Genomic DNA, 25,515 nt, shown 5'->3' on the forward strand with positions numbered 1-25,515 from the left:
TTGGAAACGCCACATTTTTGGGGTTACGCGAGCGCCAAACTTCCCTATAAGGCGCCCTTAGCCTGACATCATTAATCGCTTGCGCTGCACCGGCCGGGTCAATCCCCTTGCCGGGTTTTTGCGCAAGCATGCGCGAACGGACAGCCACGATGCCAAAACGCACCGATATCAAATCCATCCTGATCATTGGCGCCGGACCCATCGTTATCGGGCAGGCATGTGAGTTCGATTATTCCGGCACCCAGGCCTGCAAGGCCCTACGCGCCGAAGGCTACCGCATCATTCTGGTCAATTCCAACCCGGCCACGATCATGACTGACCCGGAACTGGCCGACGCGACCTATATCGAACCGATCACACCGGAAGTCGTCGCCAAGATCATCGCCCGCGAGCGCCCGGATGCGCTTTTGCCCACCATGGGCGGCCAGACAGCACTCAACACCGCCCTTTCCTTGCGCCGCATGGGTGTGCTGGAACGCTACAATGTCGAGATGATCGGCGCTGATGCCGACGCCATCGACATGGCCGAGGACCGCGCGCTTTTCCGCGAGGCCATGGCCCGCATCGGGTTGGAAACGCCAAAATCCATGCTGGCCAACGCCACAGCCGTGAAGGAAGAAGACCGCAAGAAGCACGAGGCTGAACGTGCCGAGCTGAAAGCGAAAAAGCCGGCAGACCTAGACACCGCACTCGATGCGCTGGAGACCAAATGGAACCTTGGTGAAGGTGACCGCAAGCAGCGCTATATCAGCCACGGCATGGCAATTGCAGCGCAGGCCATGGACATAGTCGGCCTTCCCGCGATCATCCGCCCCTCCTTCACCATGGGTGGAACCGGCGGCGGCATCGCCTATAACCGCGCCGAGTTTTACGAGATCATACAGTCCGGCCTCGACGCCTCGCCAACCACCGAAGTGCTGATCGAAGAATCCGTACTGGGCTGGAAAGAATATGAAATGGAAGTTGTTCGCGACAAGGCGGACAATTGCATCATCGTCTGTTCCATCGAGAACATTGACCCGATGGGCGTCCACACCGGCGATTCCATCACTGTCGCGCCAGCCCTGACGCTGACCGACAAGGAATATCAGATGATGCGCAACGCCTCGATTGCGGTACTGCGCGAGATCGGTGTCGAGACCGGTGGTTCCAACGTGCAGTTCGCCGTCAACCCCGCTGATGGCCGCCTCGTCGTTATCGAAATGAACCCGCGCGTCTCGCGCTCTTCTGCGCTTGCCTCGAAGGCGACCGGTTTCCCAATCGCAAAAATCGCCGCCAAGCTGGCGGTTGGCTACACGCTGGACGAACTCGAAAACGACATTACCGGCGGCGCGACACCAGCCTCCTTCGAGCCTTCGATTGATTATGTCGTCACCAAGATCCCGCGCTTTGCCTTCGAGAAATTCCCTGGCGCAGAACAGACGCTTACCACCGCCATGAAATCTGTCGGGGAAGTGATGGCCATTGGCCGCACCTTCCAGGAGAGCCTGCAAAAAGCATTGCGCGGTCTCGAAACCGGCCTTACCGGCCTGGATGAAATCGAGATCCCGGGCCTCGGCGTCAATGGCGGCGGCGATGACCGCAACGCCATTCGTGCAGCCCTCGGCACCCCGACACCAGACCGTCTGCGTATGGTGGCTCAGGCCATCCGCATGGGCACCTCGCTGGAAGATGTCCACGCAATGTGCCGCATCGACCCATGGTTCCTCGAACAGATCGCTGGCATTCTGGACACCGAAGCGCGCGTGCGCGAACATGGCATCCCTGATGACGCGCAGAATTTGCGCATGCTGAAAGCCATGGGCTTCTCCGATGCCCGCCTCGCCTCACTGGTGAAGAAAGACGAGCAAGAGATTCACGCTGCGCGCGAAAAGCTAGGCGTTCACCCCGTCTACAAGCGCATCGACACCTGTGCCGCCGAGTTCGCCTCGCCCACCGCCTATATGTACTCGACCTATGAAACACCCTTCGCTGGCGAGACGCGCTCTGAGGCGCAGGTTTCAGATCGCAAGAAGGTAGTCATCCTCGGCGGCGGTCCAAACCGCATCGGCCAGGGCATCGAGTTTGATTATTGCTGCTGCCATGCCTGCTTCGCGCTGGCTGATGCCGGCTATGAATCAATCATGATCAACTGCAATCCCGAGACTGTATCGACCGATTACGACACGTCGGACCGCCTGTATTTCGAATCGCTAACCGCTGAAGACGTGCTGGAGATCCTGCGCGCCGAACAGCAATCGGGCGAACTGGTCGGCGTCATCGTGCAGTTTGGTGGCCAGACCCCGCTCAAGCTCGCCGCCGCATTGGAAGCTGCCGGCATCCCGATCCTCGGCACCTCGCCCGATATGATCGACCTGGCCGAAGACCGCGACCGCTTCCAGAAACTGCTGCACAAGCTGAACCTGCTTCAGCCAAAGAACGGCATTGCCTGGTCGGTTGAACAAGCCCGTGTCGTCGCCAGTGAACTTGGCTTCCCGCTTGTTGTACGCCCATCCTACGTTCTGGGTGGCCGCGCCATGCAGATCATCCATTCCGAAACCATGCTGCAAACCTATCTGCTGGACACCGTTCCGGGCTTGGTTCCAGAAGACATCAAGCAAAAATATCCGAACGACAAGACTGGCCAGATCAACACCCTACTGGGCAAGAACCCGCTACTGTTCGACACTTATCTTGCAGGCGCCATCGAGGTCGATGTCGATTGCCTGTGTGACGGCGAAAACACCTATGTTGCCGCCATCATGGAACATATTGAAGAAGCAGGCATCCATTCGGGCGACAGCGCCTGCTCACTCCCGGTCCATTCGCTCTCGCCAGAAATCGTAGCTGAACTCGAACGCCAGACAGCCGCAATGGCCAAGGCACTCAATGTGGGCGGCCTGATGAACGTTCAGTTCGCCATTCAGGACGGCACGATCTTCATTCTGGAAGTCAATCCACGCGCCTCGCGCACCGTGCCATTTGTGGCGAAAGCAGTGGGCCGCCCCATAGCAAAAGTTGCCGCCCGCATCATGGCTGGCGAAACGCTCGACGAAGCCTTCGCTGCCTATGGTGGCCGCCCGCAAACACCAGCCCGCCCGCATATTGCGGTCAAGGAAGCAGTGTTCCCCTTTGCCCGCTTCCCCGGCGTTGACATTCTGCTTGGGCCAGAAATGCGCTCCACCGGCGAAGTCATGGGCCTCGATTATGACTACGCGCTGGCCTTCGCCAAGGCCCAGCTCGGCGCCGGTGTTGACCTGCCGCGTGATGGCACCGTATTCGTCTCGGTCCGCGACGAGGACAAGAAGGGCGTGCTGCCAGCGGTCAAACGCCTGGCTGACCTCGGCTTCAAGGTGCTCGCAACCGGCGGCACACAACGCTTCTTGGCTGAAAACGGCATCAATGCGGAAAAGATCAACAAGGTGCTGGAAGGCCGTCCCCATATTGAAGACGCCATCCGCAACCGGCAGGTCCAGATCGTCTTCAACACGACAGACGGCCAGAAAGCACTGTCCGATTCTAAGTCCCTGCGCCGCGCAACCCTGATGCAGAAGGTGCCCTACTACACCACCCTGTCGGGGGCCGGTGCTGTAGCCGAAGCCATCGCAGCCCTTAAGGCTGGAAGTTTGGAAGTGCGACCGCTGCAGGAGTATTTCCTGGACGCGTGATGCAATCCAGGCATCGCGATGGTTCTAAAGGCGATCCTTTCACGGAAACGCCTTCCGTTCGGTAATCGGCACTGCCCTTACCGTGCCACTCTTGCGCGCTAAATACCCCGCTACACGTAGCTGGATACACCATGTCTTCCGAGGATCTCTCACTGCGACCGCCAGAAATCGTCGCCCAAAATGCGGCGAAGGCGCTGCGGCTGCGTGAACAATTCGGCCGTGGCGGCACCGAAGTCGGCGTCGCGCGCGCTATGGAACTCTCCGAGCGACGCACACTCCCTCCGTCCACCATCCGCCGCATGGTCAGCTATTTCGCCCGCCATGAAGTCGACAAGAAGGGCAAGAACTTCTTCAACGCGGAAAACCCCTCCGCCGGCTACATCGCCTGGATGTTGTGGGGCGGCGACGAAGGCCGCGCCTGGGCGATCGAGCTCAAAAAGCGCATCGGCAACGCACCCGATATCGGCTGAGCGGTCACGCCAAACTCCCCTGCACACACGCGTGAAGTGACGCGCGCCGGCACCAGATTTTCCGGTTGCTCACCAGATGTGAACCATGAGCCGCAAATCACCGGCTCTTTGCATGTCGCGCCCTAGACGGATGAGCAGCCGCGATACATAGATGTAGCACGCTAAATTCTCGCCTATGCAATGTGTTTTTTTGTTTTTCTTGGTGCTCTTTATATTTCCGAAGCATATCTAGAATGCCTAATAAACAAACTGAAATCTCTCAGGCTGAAGGACATCCCATGCTCTTTATCGACAACCCCACGCGCCCTGAATTTGCTTCGCTGGCTGCAATAAGGGCTGATGCCTGCGTCTCGATCTACGTGAAGACAACGCCGCTCACGCAAAAGACGGATGCATCCCGGATCGATATGGGCAACCTTGTACGCGAGGCGCAAACCCAGCTTGAGAGTGCGGGCTTCGACAAAAGGCGCCTTGCCAGCTTGCTCGATCAGTTGAACGATCTGCTCGATGATGCGGACTTTTGGCGTTTGCAGGCCAACAGCCTGGCTATTTTCGCCACGCCTGAAAAAATCTGGACCTTTCGCCTCGCCAATGATCTCGCCTCAATGGTTCAGGTCTCAGACCGCATGCACCTGAAGCCGCTGTTTCGGGCAAGCACATTCGCCCATTCTGCCTTCATCCTGGCGTTATCTGAAAATGCTGCCCGCCTGGTGGAGATGCACGCAGACCTGCCGCCAGAAACAGTCAGTGTGCCAGGAATGCCCAAAGACGCGGCCTCTTCTGCTGGCAAATCCACGCTCAATGATCGCTCCTTCAGCGGGCGCATTCATGGGGCCGAAGGCCATAATGTTCGCCTGCAGCAATATGCCAGACGCGTAGATGCCGCGCTGCGTCCCATTCTTGCCGGCCGAGAGACACCCTTGATTGTGGCCGCGACCGGCCGGCTGGAATCGGTGTTTGCGCAGATCAATTCCTATCCGCATCTTCTGCCCGAGACGATCAGCGATAGCCCGGACAGGTTCAAGGATGCTGAACTTGCCACGCGCGCCCGGCCCATATTGGACAATGCCTATGCCAAAGAAATCGGCGAGATGCAGGCATTGTTCGAAAAGCGCGCTGGCGACCGGCGCACGACCACCGACATTTCCGATGCTGCACGCGCCGCAACCTTCGGCGCGATCCAAACCCTGCTGGTCGATATAGATTCAGTCATCCCCGGATATGTCGATGACGAAACCGGCGCAGTGACCTTAGTCGAAAAGGATGATGCAAAGGCCTACGGCATTGTCGATGAGATCGCGGCAAGAGCCTTTGCCGCCGGCGCGCGTGTCATGGGCGTGCGCCGCGAAGACATCCCAGGCGGCGGCGAACTGGCCGCGATCCTGCGCTACCCGATGTGACACTGTCGGCAGGCCGGTATATCAAGGCTGTGGGCGAAAGAAGGCCCCACTTCACGCCGGGGTTTGCCTGCCGCCAGCAGCCTCTGGAGGCAGACGTTTTTTCCGCTTCACGCATCACCTAGGCGCCAACCTAGTTGATGGACGCTGCGGGCGCCTTGGCTCTGCCCACCGGTTTCCGGGGGTTTGGTGCGGGATCAGATGGCTGAGACTGCTCTATTGAGAGTGCCTTCCCATCCGCGCATGTTGAAGCGGTTGCGTCAGCACCGTTGCAAAGCCAGTATTTCTCGCAATTCAAATAGCAGGAACGCTGCGAAGCCACAGTTTTGTTGTTGCGATCGCACCAAGCTTTGCACTCCTCCACGCCTGCCTTCATGGGCCTCTTCTCTTTGGCAAGAGCGAGCGTGGGGTTTTGAATAAGCGAGGCCACGACGATCACACCAAATACCGCTGTGACGCCCCAGCACTTACGAACGAAGTACAGCATCATGGTTCTCCTGTTGAAGAAACTCCGACTGCGAAGAGTGATATAGCACTTCGCATTGACCTCCGATACTGGGTCTACGCGTCCCGCTGGTCCAGCATCATGCCCGTGAAGACCCCGTCCAAAATACCACTATGAAAGCCGCGCTCACCCTGAAAAGCGGCTTCCAAAATCTCCGTACAGCGTATATATTTCGTACAGCAACGCGGAGCCGAACCATCCCGAAAGCCACAGAAACCACTCGTCGAGAGCGCCACAAGGCGGAACTGCGCGCTGAACTTGTCGCCGCCGCGCATGACCTGGTACGCGAGCAGGGCTATGATGGCCTCACCATCCGCAAGCTGGCGCAAAAGGTCGGCTATGCGCCGATGTCGGTCTATTCCTACTTCGCCGACAAGCAGGCGATACTTTTTGCCCTGGCCGAAGACGTGTTCGAGCGACTGGCACAGCGCGCAACCCGCAACCAACCCACAGAGCCGCTGGCGTCGCTGATCCATGGCATGCACGAATTCGCAGCCTTCGGGTTCGAAAACCCCAACGAATACCGCATCATCTTCATGACTGAAAAGGCGATGGACGCCGAGACTGCCGAGCAGCATCTGAAGCACAACCCCGCGTTGGCCGGCATGCGCGGTTGCGTCCTCGCCTGTCTCGACGCGGGCATTTTGACTGGCGACGCCCATGCTATCACCACGTTTTTGTGGACTACCGCGCATGGCGCGATCTCGGCTGTCATCAGCTTTCCGCACTATCCGTTTGGCGACGGGCTGAGCTACGCCGACACTGTCATCGATCTGGCAATTGCCGCTGTCAAAGCTGGCAAGGTGCCGCCAATCTGCAATGACGCCACCTGCTGCTGAAGCAGCCATCAAAAGAATCTCGTACGCGTACAATTTTCTATCTTGAAACCGCTGCTCAATATCCGTATCTGTACAACTATCGTACATGTACATGGAGCTTCCGATGAAAAAGCCTATCCTCGTGCTCGCTGCTCTCGCCGCATTCTCGGCGCCAGCATTGGCCAATGATTTCGCCGCCACACTGCACTATCCAGATGCCCCCAAATCCGTCGCCCAGACACGCAATCTCGACCAGCTTTCCACCGGGTCGATCTCCCGCGATCCGGTTTCTGTCCAAACAAGCAAAAAGCAGCATCAGGACAAGACCGTCGGCGCCAAGAAGCGCTAGGTCAAAGGTGTTGGAACCCGTCAGCAGCGGATCAAACCCTGCTGACGGGATGGTGTCAGTACGCCTGTGTCAGGGTGCCCCCATCGAAAACATGGGATACACCGCACAATGTCCAACTTCACCCCGCCGCATGCTATTGTCTGGACCGAGGTCCCGGTAACTGACCTTGCTATGGCAAAGGCATTTTACACCGCCGTTTTGCAGAGCGAACTGACCGATCAGGAAATGGGGCCCTTCCCGACTGCGGTCTTCCCCAAAAGCGGCAAAGACTCTGTCGCGGGGCATTTATATGTTGGCAAACCGGCATCGCCTGGAACCGGAGCCACGGTGCATTTTGCAGCACCCACGCCGCTGGAGGATTCACTGGAGCGCGTGAAAGCTGCAGGCGGCCAGGTCGTTTCCGATATTGTCGAAATTCCCGATGGCCGGTTTGCCTATTGCATGGACCCGGATGGAAACTCGTTCGGGCTGTTTGCCTAGCCGAACCGTACCGGCAGCTGGGTATTCGCTGTACGCTGCGAAGTAAATCAGGCGCCTGGGGTGGTTCTGCGTCGGCGGCGATCCTTGCCAAGTCCGGTCTCTTCCAGCAGGCCCTTGCGCTTAGCGTGGTAGTAATAGCCGCTTTGGTAGAGCCGGTCGGCAAGCCTCGGGTTGCCGTCGGCCACCAGCCACGCGCCGCGCAGATACTTCACGGAATATTTAAGATTGGTTTCGGCGTCGAGCAGGCCCTTGGCGCTGCCCTTGTAGCCCATGCCCCGCGCCGTCGCATGCTTGATCTGCATCAGGCCCCAATGGCCATTATTGTAGGCAGCTGGACGAAAATTGCTCTCGCGCTTGGCCACGCTGCGCACAAGATCTACCGGCACATCGTAGAGCGCGGCGTATTTGGCGATCAGCGCGTGCACATCGCCGCGCGGCGCGTCAGATGTGGCAAACGCAGAAGGCTGAACCTCAGGCACGTCGCTTTCGGCAGCGGCAGACTTTTGCATCGCAAGCTCGGCAACGGCGACAATTTCCGGGTCGCGTGCCTTGGCAACCTCGGCTGGCGCTTCTGCAACGCCTTCCGCGATAGCCACAGCAGCAATGCTGGGGCTGGGCAGGATCGAGACACTGTCAGGCAGTGTCAGGTCGGCTGTCTCGGCGAGCGCCACGCTCGCGCCCGCATCCGGGCTGGGCGTGGTACACCCAGCGAGCGCGAAGCTCGCGGAACCCGCTAAAAACATCAAAAAACTGCGTAATCGGGGCAAATACCCACTCCAACATATCTAAAACTGCCCTTGCCCGACCTTCCTCTACAGGAGCCAGAACCGCCCGACAACGCAGATTGTGAGCCATCGCCTTTCGGGTGGCGCGCGTGATGCGGATCGTATCAGGTGTCAGGAGAGCGGGTTTCAAGCGCCCTCCCTGCTCGACCCAACGCCGATCGCTGTTAAGATGTTCCCGCAAAGAATGCGCAAAGATGCGCCTGTGAGACACCCATGCAAGCCACTTTCTATACGCTTGTCGAAGCTCGGATCGGTTGGCTTGGCCTCGCCTGGAATGAGACCGGCATTACGCAGCTACAGCTTCCTGGCAGCGATCGCGCGTCGACCGAAAGGATGTTGCTGCGGCGCGAGTCTGCCATGATGGAACAAATACCAAATGTATGGGTGGCCGAGGTTTGCGAAAAACTGAAGCGCTATGGCGCCGGCGAGCCGATTGATTTCACAGATGTTCCAGTCAGTCTCGAAGGCATCGATCCCTTCCGGCGCGCCATCTATGCTGCGGCCCGCGGGCTTGGCTTCGGCCAAAATACCACCTATGGCGCGCTGGCCATCCAGGCCGGCCATCCCGGTCTGGCGCGTGAAACCGGAAAGGCGCTTGGCCAGAACCCGGTTCCCATCATCGTGCCTTGCCACCGCATCGTCGCCGCAGGCAACAAAATCGGTGGGTTTTCCGCCCCAGGCGGATCTGTCACCAAGGAAAAGCTGCTGGCGATGGAAGGTGTACAGATTGCCCCGCCACCACCGGCGCAGGAGAGTTTCGGGTTTTAACGTGCCTCACCTACCAAGCGAGTCACCCTGGGCCAGTTCAGCCCCTAATCCCGCCGCAGTCTCAAAATTCGAAAATCATCGTCGCGGTCTACCGTCTTGCATTCCAGCACCGGACAAGATTTTCGGTCGGCGGACGGAATGAACACCGTCTCGGCCCGTTCGCCGCTGCGGCAGAAGCGGGTGTCGCGCACGTAGCGGCCATAGAGCGGCAGGGACGGATTGCGCGTCGAGCGGTAACGCATCTGGGCAGCGCCATCCTGCTTTATCGTTGCCGTCACCTGGGCGCAGGAAAGGCTCGTGGATGTGTAGCGTGGCTGCGCCATCGCAGGCAGCGCTACGGTGATGAGAAGTGCCGACAAGACATAGCGCAACATGGGACCTCGAACGGCGAAACAGCGCCTTTTCAGTGGGTGTTTTTCAACCTTCGCAAGGGATTGCGGCAGTGGTACGGCACCTTTTCAGCAGACAAATCACGAAGCCTCTTGCTTTTCGCGTCAATTGCGCCTAGATACGGCTTGTTGAAATTTTCGGCCGATCGATCTAGTGGCCCCGCGGAACTCGCGTTTGCTGACGTCTATCCCAAAAATCTCGATACTAACTGGTTTGGTCTAACGGCCAGACTTCTTCACGTTGCAAACTTTGCAAGGAATACGCATATGGCTACTGGTACCGTTAAGTGGTTCAACAGCACCAAAGGTTTCGGCTTCATTCAGCCGGATAACGGCGGCGCGGACGTTTTCGTTCACATCTCCGCTGTTGAGCGCGCTGGCATGTCGAACCTCAATGAGGGCGACAAGATCAACTTCGAAATCGAGCAGGACCGCCGCACTGGCAAGTCGTCCGCTGGATCGCTCAACAAGGCCTGATTTTTTCGCGCGCCCCGTTTAACGGAAGCGCGCGGCAAGTCACGGAAGTACTGGCAGCCGCGTGAAAGCGCGCGCGAATGTGTGATGCCGAACTGGTCCCGATGTAGCAGATTGCTGCCGGATACCGGAAACGACCATACTTTAAGTCAGGTTTAAATGAGCAATGGAAGGCGGGGTTTTCCCCGCCTTTTTTGCGTCTGGCGCCCGCAGCAACTCCGGCAGGCCTATGCCTCCTCGGTCGGAACCCAGTCTTCCGGCACATGTCCCGGATCAGCCTCCACCCTCTGCAACCAAGCACTGACCGCTGGGAACTGTTCCAGTTCAAAACCGTATTGATGGGCATCATAGGTATAGGCGTAGAGCGCAATATCAGCGACCGACAGGGTCGTGCCTGCCATGAACGGTGTCGCGCCAAGCTGCTTGTCCATCACCGCAAGCGCATCCGTACCCAGCTTCAGCGTCTGCGCCAGCCGCTCCGGAGTGGCATCTTTTTGGCGTTCGGGAAACCGCATCAAGGCACGCCGCACCGCGACATAGGGTTCATGGCTATATTGCTCGAAAAACAGCCATTGATAGACCAGCCCGCGCTCATAGACATTGGCGGGAATGAATTGGGTGCCCTCGGCGAGGTAGAGCAGGATAGCGTTGGATTCTGCAATCCGTCGGCCATCCTCGATCTCCAGCAGCGGCACCCGGCCATTGGCATTGAGTGCCAGAAATTCCTGGCGCCGTGTCGATCCGTCAAGCGCGTTCACCTCGACATGGCGAAATGGGCGTCCCAGCTTGTGCAGCAACAGCCGCGGCTTGTAGCAGTTTCCGCTGTCTCTCATGCCATAAAGCGTGACCATCAAAGCCCCCTCTCCAGCTCAAGCTCTATGGCTAGCGCTGTCACGTAGGCCTATCCAGTGACAAATTCTTGAGGGTACATCAGCCCCGCTGATGGGCTTTTTGAACGTCGCCTAAAACCAGACGGTCGATGGATATCGATGTCTCATCGACGATGGTTCCCGCAAGCGCAGCTTCGGCCAGGAGATTACCCTGCATCCAGTCGGCACCGGCGTCGAGAGCAGCGGCAAGCTCAGCCCCATTTTCGATGCCCTGAACCAGCAGCGTCGAGCCGAGCCCCTTGAATGCGGTGGCAACGGCTGGAAATAGCAATGCCGTCTCAGCCCTGTCCTGAACATTGCGGAACCACGCACCGTCAATTTTGATGACATCGGGCTCGATACGCGCGACCTGCTCGATAGCAGCCCTGTCAGCGCGGAAGGCGGCGACCGAAAGCTTGAGGCCGGCTGACCGGGCGCTGGTGGCAAGGGCCGCAAGCTGTGCGTCCTCAATGCTCACCGCATCGGCGATTTCACAGATCACGTTGCCAACTGGAATGCCTGCTTCATCCGCCAGCGCCGCGATAGACGCAAACTGGACAGCATCGAGGCCGTGGCGTGCGTCGACGCTGATGTAGAGCGGCCATGTCGACGGATCATCCACGCCGAGTTGGGCATGGTTGCGGACATGGATGGTGCGGCAGGCGGCCTCGATCATCGCCCGGTCACCCCGTGGCGCCTGCGCCAGGAATTCGCCGGCAGCAACCGCAACGCCTTGAAGCCGTGGTGCCACCCGCGCCTCGACGGCGAAGGGCAGCAGAGCCAGCCCCTGCGCCCGAAAGATCGGCTGGAAAGCCGTCTTCAGCCGCGTCTGGCCATAGATTGCGTATTCAAGCCCGACTTCGTCGGCGAAGATCCCCCCGCCGAAATCGTCCCCATCAGCGCTGAAACCGCTCATGGCAAAAGCCATTGCGGCGCATACATTGACGGCACGCCTGCGCACCTCGGTGTAAAAAAGATCATCACTGCCTGCCCCGTATTCAGCTCTTCGGCTGTTGAGAAAACTCTAGCAAGACAGGTTTGACTGCCGGTTAATTCAATCGCGAAGATTGTAGCGGTTTGCCCGTTCAGGTTGGGTTTTGACGGCTGGCAGAACCGGTTCCTGGGGCATAGCCCTTGCGGAAATCGCGCAGTTCAGACATGAAGACCCGCCGCTTATGGCACTGTTAACCCTGACCGGAGACCGTTCGATATGGCCATTCTTGCCGATGCCCTTTCCCGCGTAAAGCCTTCCGCGACCATCGCGGTCTCGCAGAAAGCGCGCGAGCTGAAAGCCGCCGGTCGCGACATAATCGGGCTGGGCGCCGGCGAACCGGACTTCGACACGCCGGACAATGTGAAGACCGCCGCCATTGACGCGATCAACCGCGGCGAAACCAAATATCCGCCAGTCTCAGGCATCCCACAATTGCGCGATGCGATTTCCAAAAAGTTCAAGCGCGAGAACAATCTCGACTACCGGCCCGAACAGACCATCGTTGGCACCGGCGGCAAGCAGATCCTGTTCAACGCTTTTATGGCGACGCTGAACCCCGGCGACGAAGTCATTATCCCGCGCCCCTACTGGGTCAGCTACCCGGAAATGGTGGCGATTTGCGGCGGCACACCGGTTTTCGCGGAAACCTCGATGGACAACGGCTTCAAGCTGACGCCCGATGAGCTGGAAAAAGCAATCACGCCCAAGACAAAATGGCTGTTGCTCAACTCGCCATCCAATCCTTCGGGCGCCGCCTATTCAGAAGCGGAACTGCGCGGCCTCGCCGATGTTCTGCTGAAGCACAGCCATGTTTGGACGCTGACCGATGACATGTATGAGCATCTGATCTTTGGCGATTTCGTCTTCAAGACCATGGCCGAGGTTGAGCCTAAGCTGTACGAACGCACGCTCACCATGAACGGCGTGTCAAAAGCCTACGCCATGACCGGCTGGCGCATCGGTTATGCTGCAGGCCCTCTGCCGCTGATCAAGGCAATGGACATGATCCAGGGCCAGCAGACCTCTGGTGCCTGCTCCATCGCCCAGTGGGCGGCAGTCGAAGCGCTGAACGGCCCGCAGGATTTCGTCGAAAAGAACAAAGCGATCTTCCAGGGGCGGCGCGACCTCGTCGTTTCCATGCTCAACCAGGCGCGCGGCATCACCTGTCCCTCGCCCGAGGGCGCGTTCTATGTGTACCCTTCCTGCAAGGACCTGATCGGCAAGAAGACTGAAGCTGGCACCGTGATCGACAGCGACGAGACCTTCTGCAGTGAATTGCTGGAGGCCGAGGGCGTGGCGGTTGTGTTTGGCTCGGCCTTCGGGCTCGGACCCAACTTCCGCATCTCCTACGCAACGTCTGAAGAGCTGCTCGAAGAAGCCTGCACCCGCATCCAGCGTTTCACGGCCAGCCTGAGCTGAGCGCAATCTCCAAAGAAAAACGGCGTCCGGTTTCCAGACGCCGTTTTTGCGGACCGCTCCGCACGAGGCGGGACGGCAGGTCCGCCGCAAGATACGCCCTGTGAGCCTGGGCGAATTGAAAAGACGCGACGATTGCTGAGACCATCAGCCAGGCAGTGCCCCCACCACCGGACTGATCCGTCGCGTCCATAAAAGACGGTACGTGAGTAGGTCGGTCACCAATAGGTTACCCGGGGGTTACATCCCAGCCGGCTATGTTAGTTTGCGCTCAATTAGCCCAACCGAATGCAAAACCAGAAGTCCAAAAACAAAAAAGCCGGATCGAAAGGATCCGGCTAAGTTGAATGGAAGTGGCCTGTTAAGGCGAACCTCCAGAGGGGAACACTCGAGGGCGCTAATGGGAGGAGGAACGCGCCCAGGAGATGACTGAGATATGAGCGTGCACTGCTTAAAACGCAAGCTTCGTGACTGCATTTCACCCATGCATTTTTGCATGAAACGGTTACACGAAAAATCATGCAAATAAAATAAGCACTTAGCGCCGTCAAAATGACCATGTGCGGGCTTTTGAAAAAACGAAGTCGCGAAAAGCCTTCAATTTTGCCTGATTTTTCATCGCCTCCGGATAGCAGAAAAACGTATCAAAAGACGGCACGTCGATCTCCGGCAGAATCTGCACCAGGCCCGAATCTTCATTCGCCATGTAGTCGGGCAGTAGAGCGACACCGACGCCGCGCTTGACCACACGGCGCATCGACATCAGATCATTGATCTGGACATTGGCCGGGCGCCGGTCGCCTTCTGGTCGACCGATCGTTTCCAGCGAATTGAGTTCGCGCAGAAAATTCGGCACCGGCTCGCCAAATGTGATGAGGCGATGCTTGTCCAGTTCTGCCAGACTATGCGGCTGCCCGTAGCGTTCCAGATAGGCCGGGGCTGCAAACAGATGCAGATGCACCGTAAACAGCCGCCGCTGGATCAGGTCAGGCTGCTGCGGCTGTCTGAGCCGGATGGCGCAATCCGCCTGACGCATGGTGAGGTCAAGCTCCTCGTTCACGTAGACGAGCTGCAATTGGATGTCGGGATAAAGATCGGTGAACTCAAGCACCCGGTCTGTCAGCCAGCCTGTTCCAAGCCCGACGGTAGTGGTGACCCGCAGAACGCCCGATGGCCTGTCCTTGGCCTCGGTCAGTCGGGTCCGCACATTCTCGAGCTTCATCAGCACGTCATGGGCCGTGCGGTACAGAATCTCCCCCTGCTCCGTCAGCACCAGGCCACGCGCATGGCGGTGGAACAGCGCCACCCCGACGTCGAGCTCCAGCGCGCTGACCTGCCGCGAAATCGCGGACTGTGACAGCCTCAGCTTCTGTGCGGCATGCGTAAACGACCCGGCCTCCGCCGCGGCGTGAAACACGCGTAATTTATCCCAATCAAGTGACATGCCGACCCCTCAGTCCTGGCGACCTATTCAGCCGCTTCGCGATGCACGTCCATTTCCGCGAGATACTTTTCCGCTTCCAGCGCGGCCATGCAGCCCAGTCCGGCAGCCGTCACCGCCTGGCGATAGACATCGTCGGTCACATCGCCGGCGGCAAAAACACCCGGAACATCGGTTTTGGTCGAATCGGGCGCGGTCCACAGATAGCCGTTCGGCTTCTGCTTCAGCTTTCCCTTGAATAGCTCAACTGCCGGCGCATGGCCAATCGCCACGAACACACCATCCACTGCGAGCTCCGAAATAGATCCGTCGCGGGTGTTTCGGATACGAACTCCGGTCACCGAAGGCGGCATCGGTTTTTTGGCTTCGATGCCAGTGATTTCCTCCACCGCACTGTCCCAAACAACCGTGACGTTTTCCTTGGCAAACAGACGTTCCTGCAGGATGCGCTCGGCCCGGAACTCGGCGCGCCGGTGAACGACCGTCACATGCCGCGCAATGTTGGAGAGATAGAGACTTTCCTCCACCGCCGTGTTGCCGCCGCCGACCACCACGACATCCTTGCCCCGGTAGAAAAAGCCGTCGCAGGTGGCGCAGGCAGAAACCCCAAAACCCATAAAGGTCTGCTCGGAAGGCAGCCCAAGCCATTTGGCCTGTGCCCCGGTGGCAACGATCAGTGCATCGCAGCTGTAAACCGTGCCGGAATCGCTCGTCAGCCGGAACGGTCGGCTTTGCAGGTCGGCTTCCACGATCAGGTCGTTGATGATTTCGGTACCGACATGTTCGGCCTGCTTGAGCATCTGCTCCATCAGCCACGGACCCTGGATCGGATCGGCAAAGCCGGGATAGTTTTCGACATCGGTGGTGATGGTCAGTTGCCCACCCTGCTGCATCCCGGCCACCAGCACCGGCTTGAGCATGGCGCGCGCGGCATAGATCGCGGCAGTGTAGCCGGCGGGTCCGGAGCCCACGATAAGAACGGGCGCGTGTCTGGTGGTCATCGGGATGCCTCTTCGTCCGGGCGACAGGTGATATGCCGGGCAGCGGATAAAACTGTGTTGCCAATAATTTAGGTGTTCCGCTACCCAGGATGCAAGGCAGTAGCGCGCTTCCTCCCCGGAAAGCTTCCATTTGCCGCTTGCGATGCCCGAATGTTTTCCCGAATGGCGTTCAAAGCTTGGCCGGTCGGGCATGTTAAGCTAGTTTAATTTCGTGTATGCGACAGATTCTTGCGCGTTCCCGGAGAATTCCATGCCTCTCAAAGCAGACCTTGATGCCATCGACTGGAAAATCCTGCGGGAATTGCAGGATGATGGCCGCATGACCAATGTCGAGCTGTCCAAACGTGTGGGCATTTCTGCGCCTCCATGCCTGCGTCGGGTGAAAAAGCTGGAAGAAACCGGGATCATCCGCTCCTACCGCGCCCTGCTCGACAACCGCGCGCTTGGCTTTGACGTCGTCGCCTTTTGTCTGGTCGGCCTGCATCATCAGGCCGAAGTCGAGCTCAAGGCCTTTGCCGACCGCACCCGCAATTGGCCAATCGTGCGCTCCGCCTGGATGGTTTCGGGCGAATCCGATTATCTGCTCCATTGCGTCGCAAGCGACCTGACCGCCTTCCAGACTTTTGTCATCGAAGACCTGACCTCGACACCAAATGTCGATACTGTCCGCACCGCGCTGACCATTCGGCAGATTAAGGAACAAGGTCTGGTCACTATCGATGTTGCGGACACTGCTGCGCGATGAACAGATTTCACCAGCCAGTCTCGGCCTTCGTTATTTCGAAAAATGAGGTTGCGGTCCTCGCCGAATGCCTCGACAGCCTCGACTTCTGCCGCGAGATCATCATCGTCGATTCCGGTTCCACCGACGGCACGCTCGATCTGGTGCGCGCCTATATCGACAAGGGATTTCCGATCCGGCTGATCGAGCAGGAATGGCTGGGTTTCGCACGTCAGAAACAGTTCGCGCTCGACCAGTGTTCTGAAGCGTGGTGCCTCAACCTCGATTGCGACGAGCGTCTGGACCCCGAACTCAGGGCCGCTATCTCAACTATGCCGCTCGAAGATGCAGCGCTTTCCGCCTATGCGCTGGCCGGCCGAGACTATCTGCCCGGCTACGGCTATCCGCCGGCAGCGGTGCGCGCCAAGGCCCATGTGCGCCTGGTCCGTCGCGGCAGCGCGCGCTACGATGAAACCCGGTTGATCCACGAAGCCCTGCGGAGCGCCGGCCCGGTCCACACACTCAAGGCCGGCACGATTTTGCATTTCCGTAATCTCTCGCTCAGCGAAGAAGCCGCAAAGGCCAACCGCTACGCCACCTTGAAGGCTGAGCAGCAGTTTGCACGTGGCAAAAGCAGCAATCTTGCCAAGATCGCGCTTAAGCCGCTTGGGTGGTTTCTAAAAACCTATATAGGACACCGCTATTTCTTATGCGGAGCGCCAGGCTTCATTTATGCCGCGATGCTGGCGCACTATTCTTTCCTGACAGAAGCAAAGATGTTTCGCCTCGGGCTCGGCAAGGATGCGCCCGCTGAATAGGCTAACCTATCCGCTTGCCCAAAGCCGCTCGTACACTGCCAGAATGGCGTCCGCCTCGCGCTGCAGCGGAAACCGCTCATGCACATCGGCAAGCCCGGCCTTCCCAAATTGCTGTGCCATTTCCGGGTCAGCCAGATAGGGGCGAATGGCCGTTCGCAAGGCCGCTCCATCGCCGGCAGGTACCACCGCCCCGGTTTTTCCCGGCACGATAAGCTCCGCATAGGCTCCCGCATCGCTTGCCACTACAGGCGTGCCGGAAGCCATCGCTTCAAGCGGAGTCAGTCCAAAACCCTCATTGCGCGACGGCGCGACATAAAGCGAAACGCGGCGGTACCAGATTTTGATGTCAGGCACCTCACCCAGGAAAATTATCCGCTGGGCGAGACCGGCATTGTCGATCCTGGCCTGCAACTGGTCGGCAAAGCCGCGATGTTCAGCGGTCACCCGCCCGGAGATCACCGCCGTCCAGTCTGGAAATTCAGGCAGAAGCGCAATCATCGCGTCGACAAAAAGATCGGTGCCCTTTTGATGCCGCACGCGGCCAAAACATCCCACCGCATAGCGCCCCGGTATTCCGGCGGCCCCAAACGCGTCATCGGGGCTGGCGGCGGGGCGAAATGCATCAAGGTCTATGCCATGCATGACCACTGTATGCGGCACTTTCAAAAAACTGCCCGAGCGCGCGCTGGTGGCTATCACCGCATCCATGCGCCGGATCAGCCATTTGGTATAGGAGGTGTGATCGCGCTGCGCAGCCGAAGTAAACACCAGCTTCAACGGCGCCCGCAACACATCGCGCAGCACGATGCCGGCCAGCATTTCGGGATTTCGCCGCGCGTGCCAGATTCGGAAAGGCCGGCCTTTCGGTCGCGTCCACAAGCCGCTGAAAAGCTGGCCCCACCGCAGTTTCGGCAGCGTGTCCGGTAGCCCAGGCCCCAGCGTGGCAATGCCAATCTTGCGCGCCTGCAAGGGCACCAGTTGCACAACCGTGCTGGTGACACCTGACAGCCGCTTTTTAAAGTTCAGCGCAATGACGTCGACTGAGCCCATGTCGACCGGGGCCACCGCCCCGGTTTTGTTTTTCACGGTCATAACGCTGTCGTTCGTGGTGTTCAGATGTACTGCACCTTGTTGATCTCGAAACCGCGCGCGCCACCTGGCGCGTTGACCTCGATGGTTTCGCCTACCTGCTTGCCAATCAGTGCCCGCGCGATAGGCGAGGAGATCGAGATCCGCCCTGCCTTCACATCCGCTTCCTGATCACCGACAATCTGGTAGGTGCGTTTTTCCTCGGTGTCTTCGTCGACCAGGACCACAGTCGCGCCGAACTTCACCGTATCGCCCGAAAGTTTGGAGACGTCGATGACCTCGGCCCGCGCAACCAGGTCTTCAAGCTCGTTGACGCGACCCTCGTTGAGGCTCTGCTGTTCCTTTGCGGCGTGATATTCCGCATTTTCGGAAAGGTCGCCGTGGGCGCGTGCTTCCGAAATGGCCTCGATGATACGGGGACGTTCCTCCTGCTGGCGCCAGCGCAGTTCTTCCTTTAGCGCTACCAGCCCGTTGGCGGTCATCGGGGCCTTATCCATAATATCTTCCTTCCTGCCGCGGCCTCCCCGCGGGCTCAATGCAAATTCACCGGTGAAGGACAAAAGAAAACGGCCCGCAGCCCTTCAGCCAACGGAACCGTTCCACCTGAATTTTATTCAATATAGCAAGTCCGTGGCGATTTTCACGTCAAATTTTGCCGACGTAGGGGCAAACCGACGCACAGTCAGGAGTGAGCGCTCCAGTCACCCCTTGACGTGCGCTGCAATCTCCCCGGACAGCTCGGTATATTCTGGACATGCCTTGCCGCAGCGCTTCTCAATCTCGCCAAGCTGCTCGCGTGCGGCAGCGACATTGCCAAGCTGAAGCTGGGCTTCCCCGAGATATTCGCGCACAAGCGTATAGTTGGGGTCTTGCCGCAGCGCCTCGCGATAGTAGCCGACCCCGACCTGAACACGTCCCTGCTTGCGGTGCGAGTAGCCAAGATAATTGAGAATGCGCGGGTCCGCCTTGTTGTTCGCCAGGCTCAAGATCGTAATTGCCTCGCCATAGCGGCCAAGCTTGGCCAGCGACCGTCCCGTTTCATAAATACTGTCATCATCGAGCGCGCTCGTCTTGGGCACGCACTTCTTCTTGTTCTTGTCCCAGACAGATCCGTTCTTGCACGTGGGCACAGTGTCTGCCGGCCCGGTATTCTCGCCCATCGCGTAAGCCGAGCCAGCCAGAAGCGGAATTGTGACCAGAATCGAAGCCAGTCCACCAACCAAACGTGTACGCATTGCGCTATCTCCATCAGGTGATTGTGCCAAGGCTACCGCTGTCGGCACCAATATTCTTCCAACACTATCATTTTTGCAGGCGGGAAATAACACTTTGGCGTGATGGGTCTGGGCCCAACGGATCGGTCTGATTCTGCCAGTGGAGTATTGCGCGCTGAACACGGCCAGAAATCGGGGCTTTCGGCTTTCTCTCGCCGCCGAGCGCGATCTTGTGCAGCTGGCGCTACGCTATAGGCGCCCATACGATCTATAGTCGCGAGCTCTCCACCGAAATTATCGTAGTGCGCGTGCTGCGTGGCTGCCTGGATGTACCGCGCCATCTCTGGGCAACACAGAGTTTCATTTTGCGGTTGTCATCACGCCTACAAAAGCCGAGAGTTTTGTCTCGGGAGCCGGACATGCGCACAAAGCCTGAAAAGGAATGGGACCTCACCATCGATCCGGAAACGGTGCGCTTCTTCATTCTGAAGGCCAAGGCCATCAGCGCCGCTATGACCGATGATTACGACGACGGCCATGAGCATGAGGTCGAACTCGACAGCCAGTCCCGCGATGGCCACCGCCATGACGGTCTTGCCGAGGAAGAGGAAGAAGACCTCACCGAAGAAGAACTGCGTGAACTCATCAACGATTTGAATGTCGATGAGGCCGCCGAACTGATCGCACTCGCTTGGCTCGGTCGGGGCGACTATGACCGGACGGAATGGACGCAGGCAGTGGCCGATGCGCGCCCGCGCGTGAACAAGCGCGTTGCCAAATATCTGCTCGGCATGCCAACGCTGGGTGCCTGGCTCGAAGAAGGTCTTGAAACGCTCGGTGCATGAACCGTGACATCAAGCGTAAGCAAGCGTGATCGCTCCACCGGTTGCCAGTTTGCCCCACCGCACCATTTCATACCCATGTGGACCCCATCACGACATCGCCTGCAAAGGCCGGCCTGTCGCCTTTTTGTCCTGGCGGGGTTGCTCTGTTTCGCTGCGCAGGCTCACACCGCGCCATTGCCCGACAAGGCTCCGGCTCCCACGGCTCAGCCACAGGATCAGTCAAAAGCGGCACGTCCCCCGCTGCCAGCCGACGTGCCGCTTCCAGAACCCCGCCCTGCGATGTCACCATTGCCTTATGCCGATCCAAAGCAGCCCGCCACGCCCGCCCCCAAGAAATCCGAAAATGCAGCCAATCCGGCAGAACTGCCGGCTGAAGAACTTGCCTGCCGCAGGCGCCTGGCTCAACGCGGCGTCGCGTTCGACCCGCGCCCCACTCCCCCCGACGCATCCGGTGGCTGCTCCCTGCCCTATCCCATTGCAGTTACAGGTCTTGGCAACGGTGTGGTGCTAAATCCGGAAGCGCTTCTGAATTGCCAGATCGCAGAGGCCGCCGCAAAATTTGTCAGCGAAGAGACCGCAAAATTCGCCGCACAGGAATTTCCAGGCCGCACTCTGACAGCGGTTGAACAGGTATCAGGCTATGTCTGTCGGGTGCGCAATGGCAGCTCGAAACTGTCTGAACATGCGCTCGGCAACGCCCTCGACATCGCCGCGTTCACCCTGTCGGATGGTACCCGCATCGATGTAGCAGCCACGCGTAACCCGCAGCACTCTCGCTTTCTGTCGCACGTGCGAACTGCCGCTTGCGGGCCATTTAAGACCGTGCTGGGGCCGGGCAGCAACGCGGACCACGCAACGCATTTTCATTTTGATCTCGACCAGCGCCGCAACGGCGGCACCGTCTGCGACTAGTCTGGCGCCAAAGTTTTGCCATAGGCCAGATTTTCGCCACAGGGATGAACGCGGGCGCTGAGCTTTCCTTTACCCTTGGCCACTAAAGTAGCTGCGGGACAGGACGCAAGCTTCAAGAAATCATGCCGCAAAAACCAAACCAGACCTCGAAGACCGCACCTGCGCGGCCGGCTTTTGCCGCGCTATCGGCGCTGACACTGGTCCTTGTCTCGTCCTGTACGACCGATAGCGTCCTTTCGATGCGTCCGGACGTCGATGTTGGCACCACGTCAGCACTTGCCATGGCGCCTGTCCGCCCGGCACCCGCTTATGCCGTCCCGATGTCCGATCCCGATGCTGGCTATGTGACGCCACGCGTTGACGGGCCAGACCTCGACCCTGAAATGTCAGCCTTTCCACAACAACAGGAACCCCAGCAGGAAGAACCCCGCGTGGCGGTTCTTCCTGGCAGCGGCATGCAGCGGCTGGTGCCTTCAAACCCCTATATGGCCGGCTATCCGCGCATGGAAACACCCCGCGCAGAGCAGGCACCGGCAATGCCCGCCGATGAAGTGGCCTGCCGACGTGACCTGAAACGCCTTGGCGTGACGTTTAAAGACCTGGCGCCGATCCGCGACGGCAGCTCATGCAGGATAGATAATCCAGTATCGGTGTCCGGCCTGTCCGGCGGCATCGTGATGAAGCCCGCCGCGACGCTGAACTGCCAGATGGCTGCAACCTTCGCACGCTGGACCAAAAACGAGCTCGCTCCCGCATCGCGCAAGCGCTATTTCTCCGGCATCAAAACAATTCATCAGGGGTCAAGCTACTCGTGCCGCCGCATCAACGGCACGTCGACTCCGTCTGAACATTCGCTCGGCAATGCGCTCGACATCATGCGCATCGAGCTCAAGAACGGCCGCGACATTGACGTGAAGAAGCCAGGCTGGTTCTCGTTCCGCGAACGCGGCTTCCTCAATACAGTCCGGGCCGATGGCTGCGACTATTTCAGCACGGTGCTTGGCCCCGGCTACAATTACGACCACCGCAACCATTTTCATTTCGACATCAAACCACGCAGGAACGGCTACCGCGCCTGCAAATAGGTGGCATGCATGTTCTGCCGAAAAGCTGACGCAGGGAACACAAAGCACCGGTAATCGGTTCATCAAGTGATATTTGTTCTTCAAATCTCGCAGCTTGCAATGCTATGGGAGCGATCATGCTCTATATCGAGATCGCCACCGTTGTCGTCCTCATCCTGATCAATGGCCTTCTGGCCATGTCCGAACTGGCCATCGTGTCGTCCCGCCCTGCGCGGCTGAGAGGTATGATCGACCGCCACATCAAGGGAGCCAAGCGTGCCCTGGCGCTCGGCGCCAACCCGGGGCGCTTTCTCTCCAGTGTCCAGATCGGCATCACCCTTGTCGGCGTGCTTTCCGGTGCCTTTTCCGGCGCCACCCTCGGGCTGCGGCTGTCCCGTCAGTTTGTCGAATATGGCGTTCCCTCTAGCGTCGCCGATCCTCTCGGCGTTGGCGTCGTCGTGGCGCTCATCACTTACGCTTCCCTGATCATCGGCGAGCTGGTTCCAAAGCAGATCGCGCTTCGAAATCCAGAAGCGGTAGCCGTCAAGGCAGCGCCTGCCATGATGATCATTGCAAAGGTCGCGTCACCGCTGGTCTGGCTGCTGGACATTTCCGGCCGTGGCGTTTTGCGCCTGCTTGGCCAGAAGGAAGAGAGCGAAAGCAAAGTCACAGACGAGGAAATCAAGATGCTGGTTGCCGAGGCCGAGCATCACGGCACCATCGAATCCGACGAACGGCGCATGATCGCCGGTGTCATGCGTCTGGGCGACCGCGCCGTGCGCGCGCTGATGACCCCGCGCACCGATGTTGACTGGATCAACGTCCAGTCAGACGACGCGACGACCCGCAAATTGTTGATGGAAACCCAGCATTCACGCCTGCCCGCCGGCGATGGCAGCGTTGACGCCATGGTTGGTGTTTTGCAGACGCGCGAGGTGCTGGCCGCCCTCTTGGCCGGGCAGAAATTCGACGTGACAAAGCATGTGCGCAACGCGCCCATCGTCCACGATCAGGCTGATGCGCTGGATGTGCTCACGACGTTGAAGGAATCCAATGTGCCCGTGGCGCTGGTCCACGATGAATACGGCCACTTCGAAGGCATCGTCACGCCAGCCGACATTCTGGAAGCGATCACCGGCGTGTTCCGCGCCGATATCGAGGTCGGCGATCAGGAAACGGTCAAGCGCGAAGACGGGTCATGGCTGCTTCCAGGCTCCCTGCAGGCCGACGAATTGGCCGACCATCTGCATTTCGTCCTGCCCGAAAACCGGGATTACGAGACTTTGGCCGGCTTTATCCTGTCGAAAATGCACCACCTGCCCGCCACCGGCGAATGGGTCGATGCCCATGGCTGGCGTTTTGAAGTGGTCGATCTCGACGGCCGCCGTATCGACAAGGTGCTGGCTAGCAAATTGCCTGGCGGACGGCGCGAAATCATCCGCTAGCGAGAGGAAGGCGCGCCGTCGCGCTCCTTCCCGCTTGCGCTGGTACGCGCGTCTGGACCTAAGCGGCCTTCGTTTCAGCTGCCTGCGCATCGGCTTCACGCGCAAGCTTCAGCGCTTTGGTCCACCAGACCAGCTGATCCAGCATGTCGGATGCTGTTTTGTTGAGGTGGCCCATCTCGGCGAGCGGCGTGCCTTCCAGCACCTTGGCATAGTCGGGCCAGAGAATGTGAACAGCAGCGCGCGTCGGCGCCATCTGCAACTCGACCGCAGTCACGCGCAACTGTTGAACCGCGCGTGCGCCACCGACACCACCGTAGCCGAGAAAGGCCACCGCCTTCTTGTTCCACTCGGTATAGGCGTAGTCGAGCGCGTTCTTCAAAACACCGGTCGGTCCGTGGTTATATTCAGCTGCCAGGATCACAAATCCGTCGAGCGCTTGAATTTTCTGCTGCCACTTTTTGGCAACATCGTTGGTGGTCGGCGTATAGGCAAGCCCGCCTGTCTCGTCGAAGAACGGCATCGGAAAATCGCGCAAATCCAACAGTTCAACATCAATATCGCCGCGCGCTTTGGCAATATCGTTGATCCATGCGGCTGGGCGATCCGCAAAGCGCCCTTCGCGTGTGCTTCCAATTATGATACCAATCTTGGGCTTGGTCATGGTTGTCTCCTATGGGGTTCTGGTAACTTTTAGGTACCAACTCCATATAAGAGAGCGATAACACCTCGCAAGGAGGCACTTTTTTGAAACCGGCACTGCGCTATGAATCGGAAGACTGTCGCGCTATCAGCGATATTCTGGGTCGCGTCGGCGACAAGTGGACTGTGCTCGTGGTTGGCTACCTGACCAACGGACCGATGCGTTTTACCGAATTGCGCCGTCAGGTCGGCGGCATTTCGCAAAAGATGCTGACCACCACCCTGCGCGGTCTGGAGCGCGATGGGTTTGTCACCCGGACCGTGCTTGCCAGCATCCCCCCGCGCGTCGATTACGAATTGACAGACCTTGGCCGCGAATTGCAGGTGCCGGTCAACGCTTTGGGCGAGTGGGCGCGAATAAATATGGACAGGGTCAAATCCGCCCGCAAGCGGTTTGACGAAAACTATGCCGCCCCTGTTCCGGTGCGCAGCACGCCGCTGGAACCTGGAACCCTCAGGAAAGTCAGCGCCTGAGGTCCTGAAACCTATCCCTCGGTAGGCACCTGCTTGGGATGCCCCTCGCCGTCCAGCGCCACCATGACGAAATCGGCATAGGTCACGCGCTCCATCAGGTCACTGAGATAGCGCTGCGCCCACGCCTCGACCTTGAGCGTGATCGAGGTACGCCCGATGCGCTCGACATGGGTGTAGATGCACAGCGTGTCGCCGATCTTCACCGGCTTGGCGAATGACATTTCCTTCACCGCTGCGGTCACGACACGTCCGCGCGCGCGCTCGGCCGCACGAATGCCGCAGGCAAGATCCATCTGCGCCATGACCCAGCCGCCAAAAATGTCGCCAGCCGCATTGGCGTCCGACGGCATGGCAAGCGTCCTCAGTGTCAATTCACCCGTTGGACTGCCTTCAGCGTATTGAACCATGATTTCCCTCGCTGCCAGATTCTG

At 59.0% G+C, this 25,515-nt stretch carries 27 protein-coding genes; 16 read left to right on the forward strand and 11 right to left on the reverse strand.

All coding sequences use genetic code 11. The features are described from left to right. The first annotated feature begins 149 nt into the window (after positions 1–149). The 6 genes from carB to GA830_RS17615 all read left to right on the forward strand — a co-directional run bounded on the left by carB (position 150) and on the right by GA830_RS17615 (position 7,666). The gene (carB, locus tag GA830_RS17590; RefSeq protein ID WP_195163055.1) at positions 150–3,647 is read left to right on the forward strand and encodes a carbamoyl-phosphate synthase large subunit; all 3,498 of its coding nucleotides are present in this window, start codon (positions 150–152) and stop codon (positions 3,645–3,647) included. A 131-nt stretch (positions 3,648–3,778) separates the two neighbouring features. Next, positions 3,779–4,117, forward strand: coding sequence for a hypothetical protein (locus GA830_RS17595; protein WP_195163056.1), 339 nt, complete (start codon positions 3,779–3,781; stop codon positions 4,115–4,117). 278 nt (positions 4,118–4,395) lie between these two features. Then, positions 4,396–5,517 carry a baeRF11 domain-containing protein gene (locus GA830_RS17600; RefSeq protein ID WP_195163057.1) on the forward strand — a complete coding sequence of 374 codons (1,122 nt, stop codon included), beginning with the start codon at positions 4,396–4,398 and terminating at the stop codon, positions 5,515–5,517. A gap of 615 nt (positions 5,518–6,132) precedes the next feature. Next, positions 6,133–6,858 (forward strand): TetR/AcrR family transcriptional regulator, encoded by a 726-nt coding sequence (locus GA830_RS17605; protein WP_258045497.1) that lies wholly within the window; start codon positions 6,133–6,135, stop codon positions 6,856–6,858. 103 nt (positions 6,859–6,961) lie between these two features. After that, positions 6,962–7,186: a hypothetical protein gene (locus tag GA830_RS17610; protein WP_195163058.1), complete on the forward strand. Its 225-nt coding sequence runs from the start codon at positions 6,962–6,964 to the stop codon at positions 7,184–7,186. A gap of 108 nt (positions 7,187–7,294) precedes the next feature. Further along, positions 7,295–7,666: a VOC family protein gene (locus GA830_RS17615; protein WP_195163059.1), complete on the forward strand. Its 372-nt coding sequence runs from the start codon at positions 7,295–7,297 to the stop codon at positions 7,664–7,666. A gap of 47 nt (positions 7,667–7,713) precedes the next feature. On the opposite strand, the gene GA830_RS17620 is transcribed toward GA830_RS17615, so the two are convergent. After that, positions 7,714–8,409: a lytic transglycosylase domain-containing protein gene (locus GA830_RS17620; RefSeq protein WP_195163060.1), complete on the reverse strand. Its 696-nt coding sequence runs from the start codon at positions 8,407–8,409 to the stop codon at positions 7,714–7,716. 255 nt (positions 8,410–8,664) lie between these two features. Here GA830_RS17620 and GA830_RS17625 point away from each other — a divergent pair, with 255 nt between their 5' ends. After that, a complete protein-coding gene (locus tag GA830_RS17625) occupies positions 8,665–9,219 on the forward strand; it encodes a methylated-DNA--[protein]-cysteine S-methyltransferase (RefSeq protein WP_195163061.1) in 555 nt (184 codons plus the stop codon). A 44-nt stretch (positions 9,220–9,263) separates the two neighbouring features. Here the strand turns inward: GA830_RS17625 and GA830_RS17630 are convergent, their stop codons facing one another. Beyond that, on the reverse strand, positions 9,264–9,593 hold the full coding sequence (locus tag GA830_RS17630) for a hypothetical protein (RefSeq protein WP_195163062.1): 330 nt from the start codon (positions 9,591–9,593) through the stop codon (positions 9,264–9,266). Positions 9,594–9,875: 282 nt separating this feature from the next. Here GA830_RS17630 and GA830_RS17635 point away from each other — a divergent pair, with 282 nt between their 5' ends. Continuing rightward, complete coding sequence (locus GA830_RS17635) at positions 9,876–10,085, forward strand: cold-shock protein (RefSeq protein WP_195163063.1); 210 nt, start codon at positions 9,876–9,878, stop codon at positions 10,083–10,085. 224 nt (positions 10,086–10,309) lie between these two features. On the opposite strand, the gene GA830_RS17640 is transcribed toward GA830_RS17635, so the two are convergent. Together GA830_RS17640 and GA830_RS17645 are read right to left on the reverse strand one after the other, a co-directional pair. After that, entirely contained in the window at positions 10,310–10,933 is a 624-nt protein-coding gene (locus GA830_RS17640) for a glutathione S-transferase family protein (RefSeq protein ID WP_195163064.1), read from the reverse strand. Between the two features lie 79 nt (positions 10,934–11,012). Then, positions 11,013–11,867 (reverse strand): EAL domain-containing protein, encoded by an 855-nt coding sequence (locus tag GA830_RS17645; protein ID WP_195163065.1) that lies wholly within the window; start codon positions 11,865–11,867, stop codon positions 11,013–11,015. A 294-nt stretch (positions 11,868–12,161) separates the two neighbouring features. On the opposite strand from GA830_RS17645, the gene GA830_RS17650 reads away from it, so the two are divergent. Continuing rightward, entirely contained in the window at positions 12,162–13,364 is a 1,203-nt protein-coding gene (locus GA830_RS17650; protein WP_195163066.1) for a pyridoxal phosphate-dependent aminotransferase, read from the forward strand. A 544-nt stretch (positions 13,365–13,908) separates the two neighbouring features. Here GA830_RS17650 and GA830_RS17655 read toward each other — a convergent pair. Both GA830_RS17655 and trxB read right to left on the reverse strand, forming a co-directional pair. Continuing rightward, complete coding sequence (locus GA830_RS17655; RefSeq protein ID WP_195163067.1) at positions 13,909–14,805, reverse strand: LysR family transcriptional regulator; 897 nt, start codon at positions 14,803–14,805, stop codon at positions 13,909–13,911. A 23-nt stretch (positions 14,806–14,828) separates the two neighbouring features. Then, a complete protein-coding gene (trxB, locus tag GA830_RS17660) occupies positions 14,829–15,803 on the reverse strand; it encodes a thioredoxin-disulfide reductase (protein WP_195163068.1) in 975 nt (324 codons plus the stop codon). 250 nt (positions 15,804–16,053) lie between these two features. Between trxB and GA830_RS17665 the strand changes: the two genes are divergently transcribed. Together GA830_RS17665 and GA830_RS17670 are read left to right on the forward strand one after the other, a co-directional pair. Next, a complete protein-coding gene (locus GA830_RS17665) occupies positions 16,054–16,548 on the forward strand; it encodes an Lrp/AsnC family transcriptional regulator (protein WP_195163069.1) in 495 nt (164 codons plus the stop codon). Further along, positions 16,545–17,342: a glycosyltransferase family 2 protein gene (locus tag GA830_RS17670; RefSeq protein WP_195163070.1), complete on the forward strand. Its 798-nt coding sequence runs from the start codon at positions 16,545–16,547 to the stop codon at positions 17,340–17,342. Before GA830_RS17665 ends, GA830_RS17670 begins: the two co-directional genes overlap by 4 nt. A 6-nt stretch (positions 17,343–17,348) precedes the next feature. On the opposite strand, the gene GA830_RS17675 is transcribed toward GA830_RS17670, so the two are convergent. From GA830_RS17675 to GA830_RS17685, 3 genes are all read right to left on the reverse strand, one after another. Further along, complete coding sequence (locus GA830_RS17675; protein ID WP_195165029.1) at positions 17,349–18,392, reverse strand: glycosyltransferase family 4 protein; 1,044 nt, start codon at positions 18,390–18,392, stop codon at positions 17,349–17,351. 62 nt (positions 18,393–18,454) lie between these two features. Then, the gene (gene greA, locus GA830_RS17680; protein ID WP_195163071.1) at positions 18,455–18,928 is read right to left on the reverse strand and encodes a transcription elongation factor GreA; all 474 of its coding nucleotides are present in this window, start codon (positions 18,926–18,928) and stop codon (positions 18,455–18,457) included. Positions 18,929–19,132: 204 nt separating this feature from the next. Continuing rightward, positions 19,133–19,666 (reverse strand): tetratricopeptide repeat protein, encoded by a 534-nt coding sequence (locus tag GA830_RS17685; RefSeq protein ID WP_195163072.1) that lies wholly within the window; start codon positions 19,664–19,666, stop codon positions 19,133–19,135. Between the two features lie 398 nt (positions 19,667–20,064). Here GA830_RS17685 and GA830_RS17690 point away from each other — a divergent pair, with 398 nt between their 5' ends. From GA830_RS17690 to GA830_RS17705, 4 genes are all read left to right on the forward strand, one after another. Further along, entirely contained in the window at positions 20,065–20,490 is a 426-nt protein-coding gene (locus GA830_RS17690) for a DUF3775 domain-containing protein (protein ID WP_195163073.1), read from the forward strand. A gap of 279 nt (positions 20,491–20,769) precedes the next feature. Further along, the gene (locus GA830_RS17695) at positions 20,770–21,402 is read left to right on the forward strand and encodes an extensin-like domain-containing protein (RefSeq protein ID WP_195163074.1); all 633 of its coding nucleotides are present in this window, start codon (positions 20,770–20,772) and stop codon (positions 21,400–21,402) included. 122 nt (positions 21,403–21,524) lie between these two features. Beyond that, on the forward strand, positions 21,525–22,487 hold the full coding sequence (locus GA830_RS17700; RefSeq protein ID WP_195163075.1) for an extensin-like domain-containing protein: 963 nt from the start codon (positions 21,525–21,527) through the stop codon (positions 22,485–22,487). 116 nt (positions 22,488–22,603) lie between these two features. Next, complete coding sequence (locus GA830_RS17705; protein WP_195163076.1) at positions 22,604–23,911, forward strand: hemolysin family protein; 1,308 nt, start codon at positions 22,604–22,606, stop codon at positions 23,909–23,911. A 58-nt stretch (positions 23,912–23,969) separates the two neighbouring features. On the opposite strand, the gene GA830_RS17710 is transcribed toward GA830_RS17705, so the two are convergent. Continuing rightward, positions 23,970–24,572, reverse strand: coding sequence for an NADPH-dependent FMN reductase (locus tag GA830_RS17710; RefSeq protein ID WP_195163077.1), 603 nt, complete (start codon positions 24,570–24,572; stop codon positions 23,970–23,972). An 83-nt stretch (positions 24,573–24,655) separates the two neighbouring features. Here GA830_RS17710 and GA830_RS17715 point away from each other — a divergent pair, with 83 nt between their 5' ends. Next, positions 24,656–25,084 (forward strand): winged helix-turn-helix transcriptional regulator, encoded by a 429-nt coding sequence (locus tag GA830_RS17715; RefSeq protein ID WP_195163078.1) that lies wholly within the window; start codon positions 24,656–24,658, stop codon positions 25,082–25,084. 11 nt (positions 25,085–25,095) lie between these two features. Here GA830_RS17715 and GA830_RS17720 read toward each other — a convergent pair whose 3' ends face one another. Then, entirely contained in the window at positions 25,096–25,491 is a 396-nt protein-coding gene (locus GA830_RS17720; RefSeq protein ID WP_195165030.1) for an acyl-CoA thioesterase, read from the reverse strand. Between the last annotated feature and the right edge of the window lie 24 nt (positions 25,492–25,515).

It is taken from the genome of Mesorhizobium sp. NBSH29, from assembly GCF_015500055.1.
Classification (GTDB): domain Bacteria; phylum Pseudomonadota; class Alphaproteobacteria; order Rhizobiales; family Rhizobiaceae; genus Neomesorhizobium.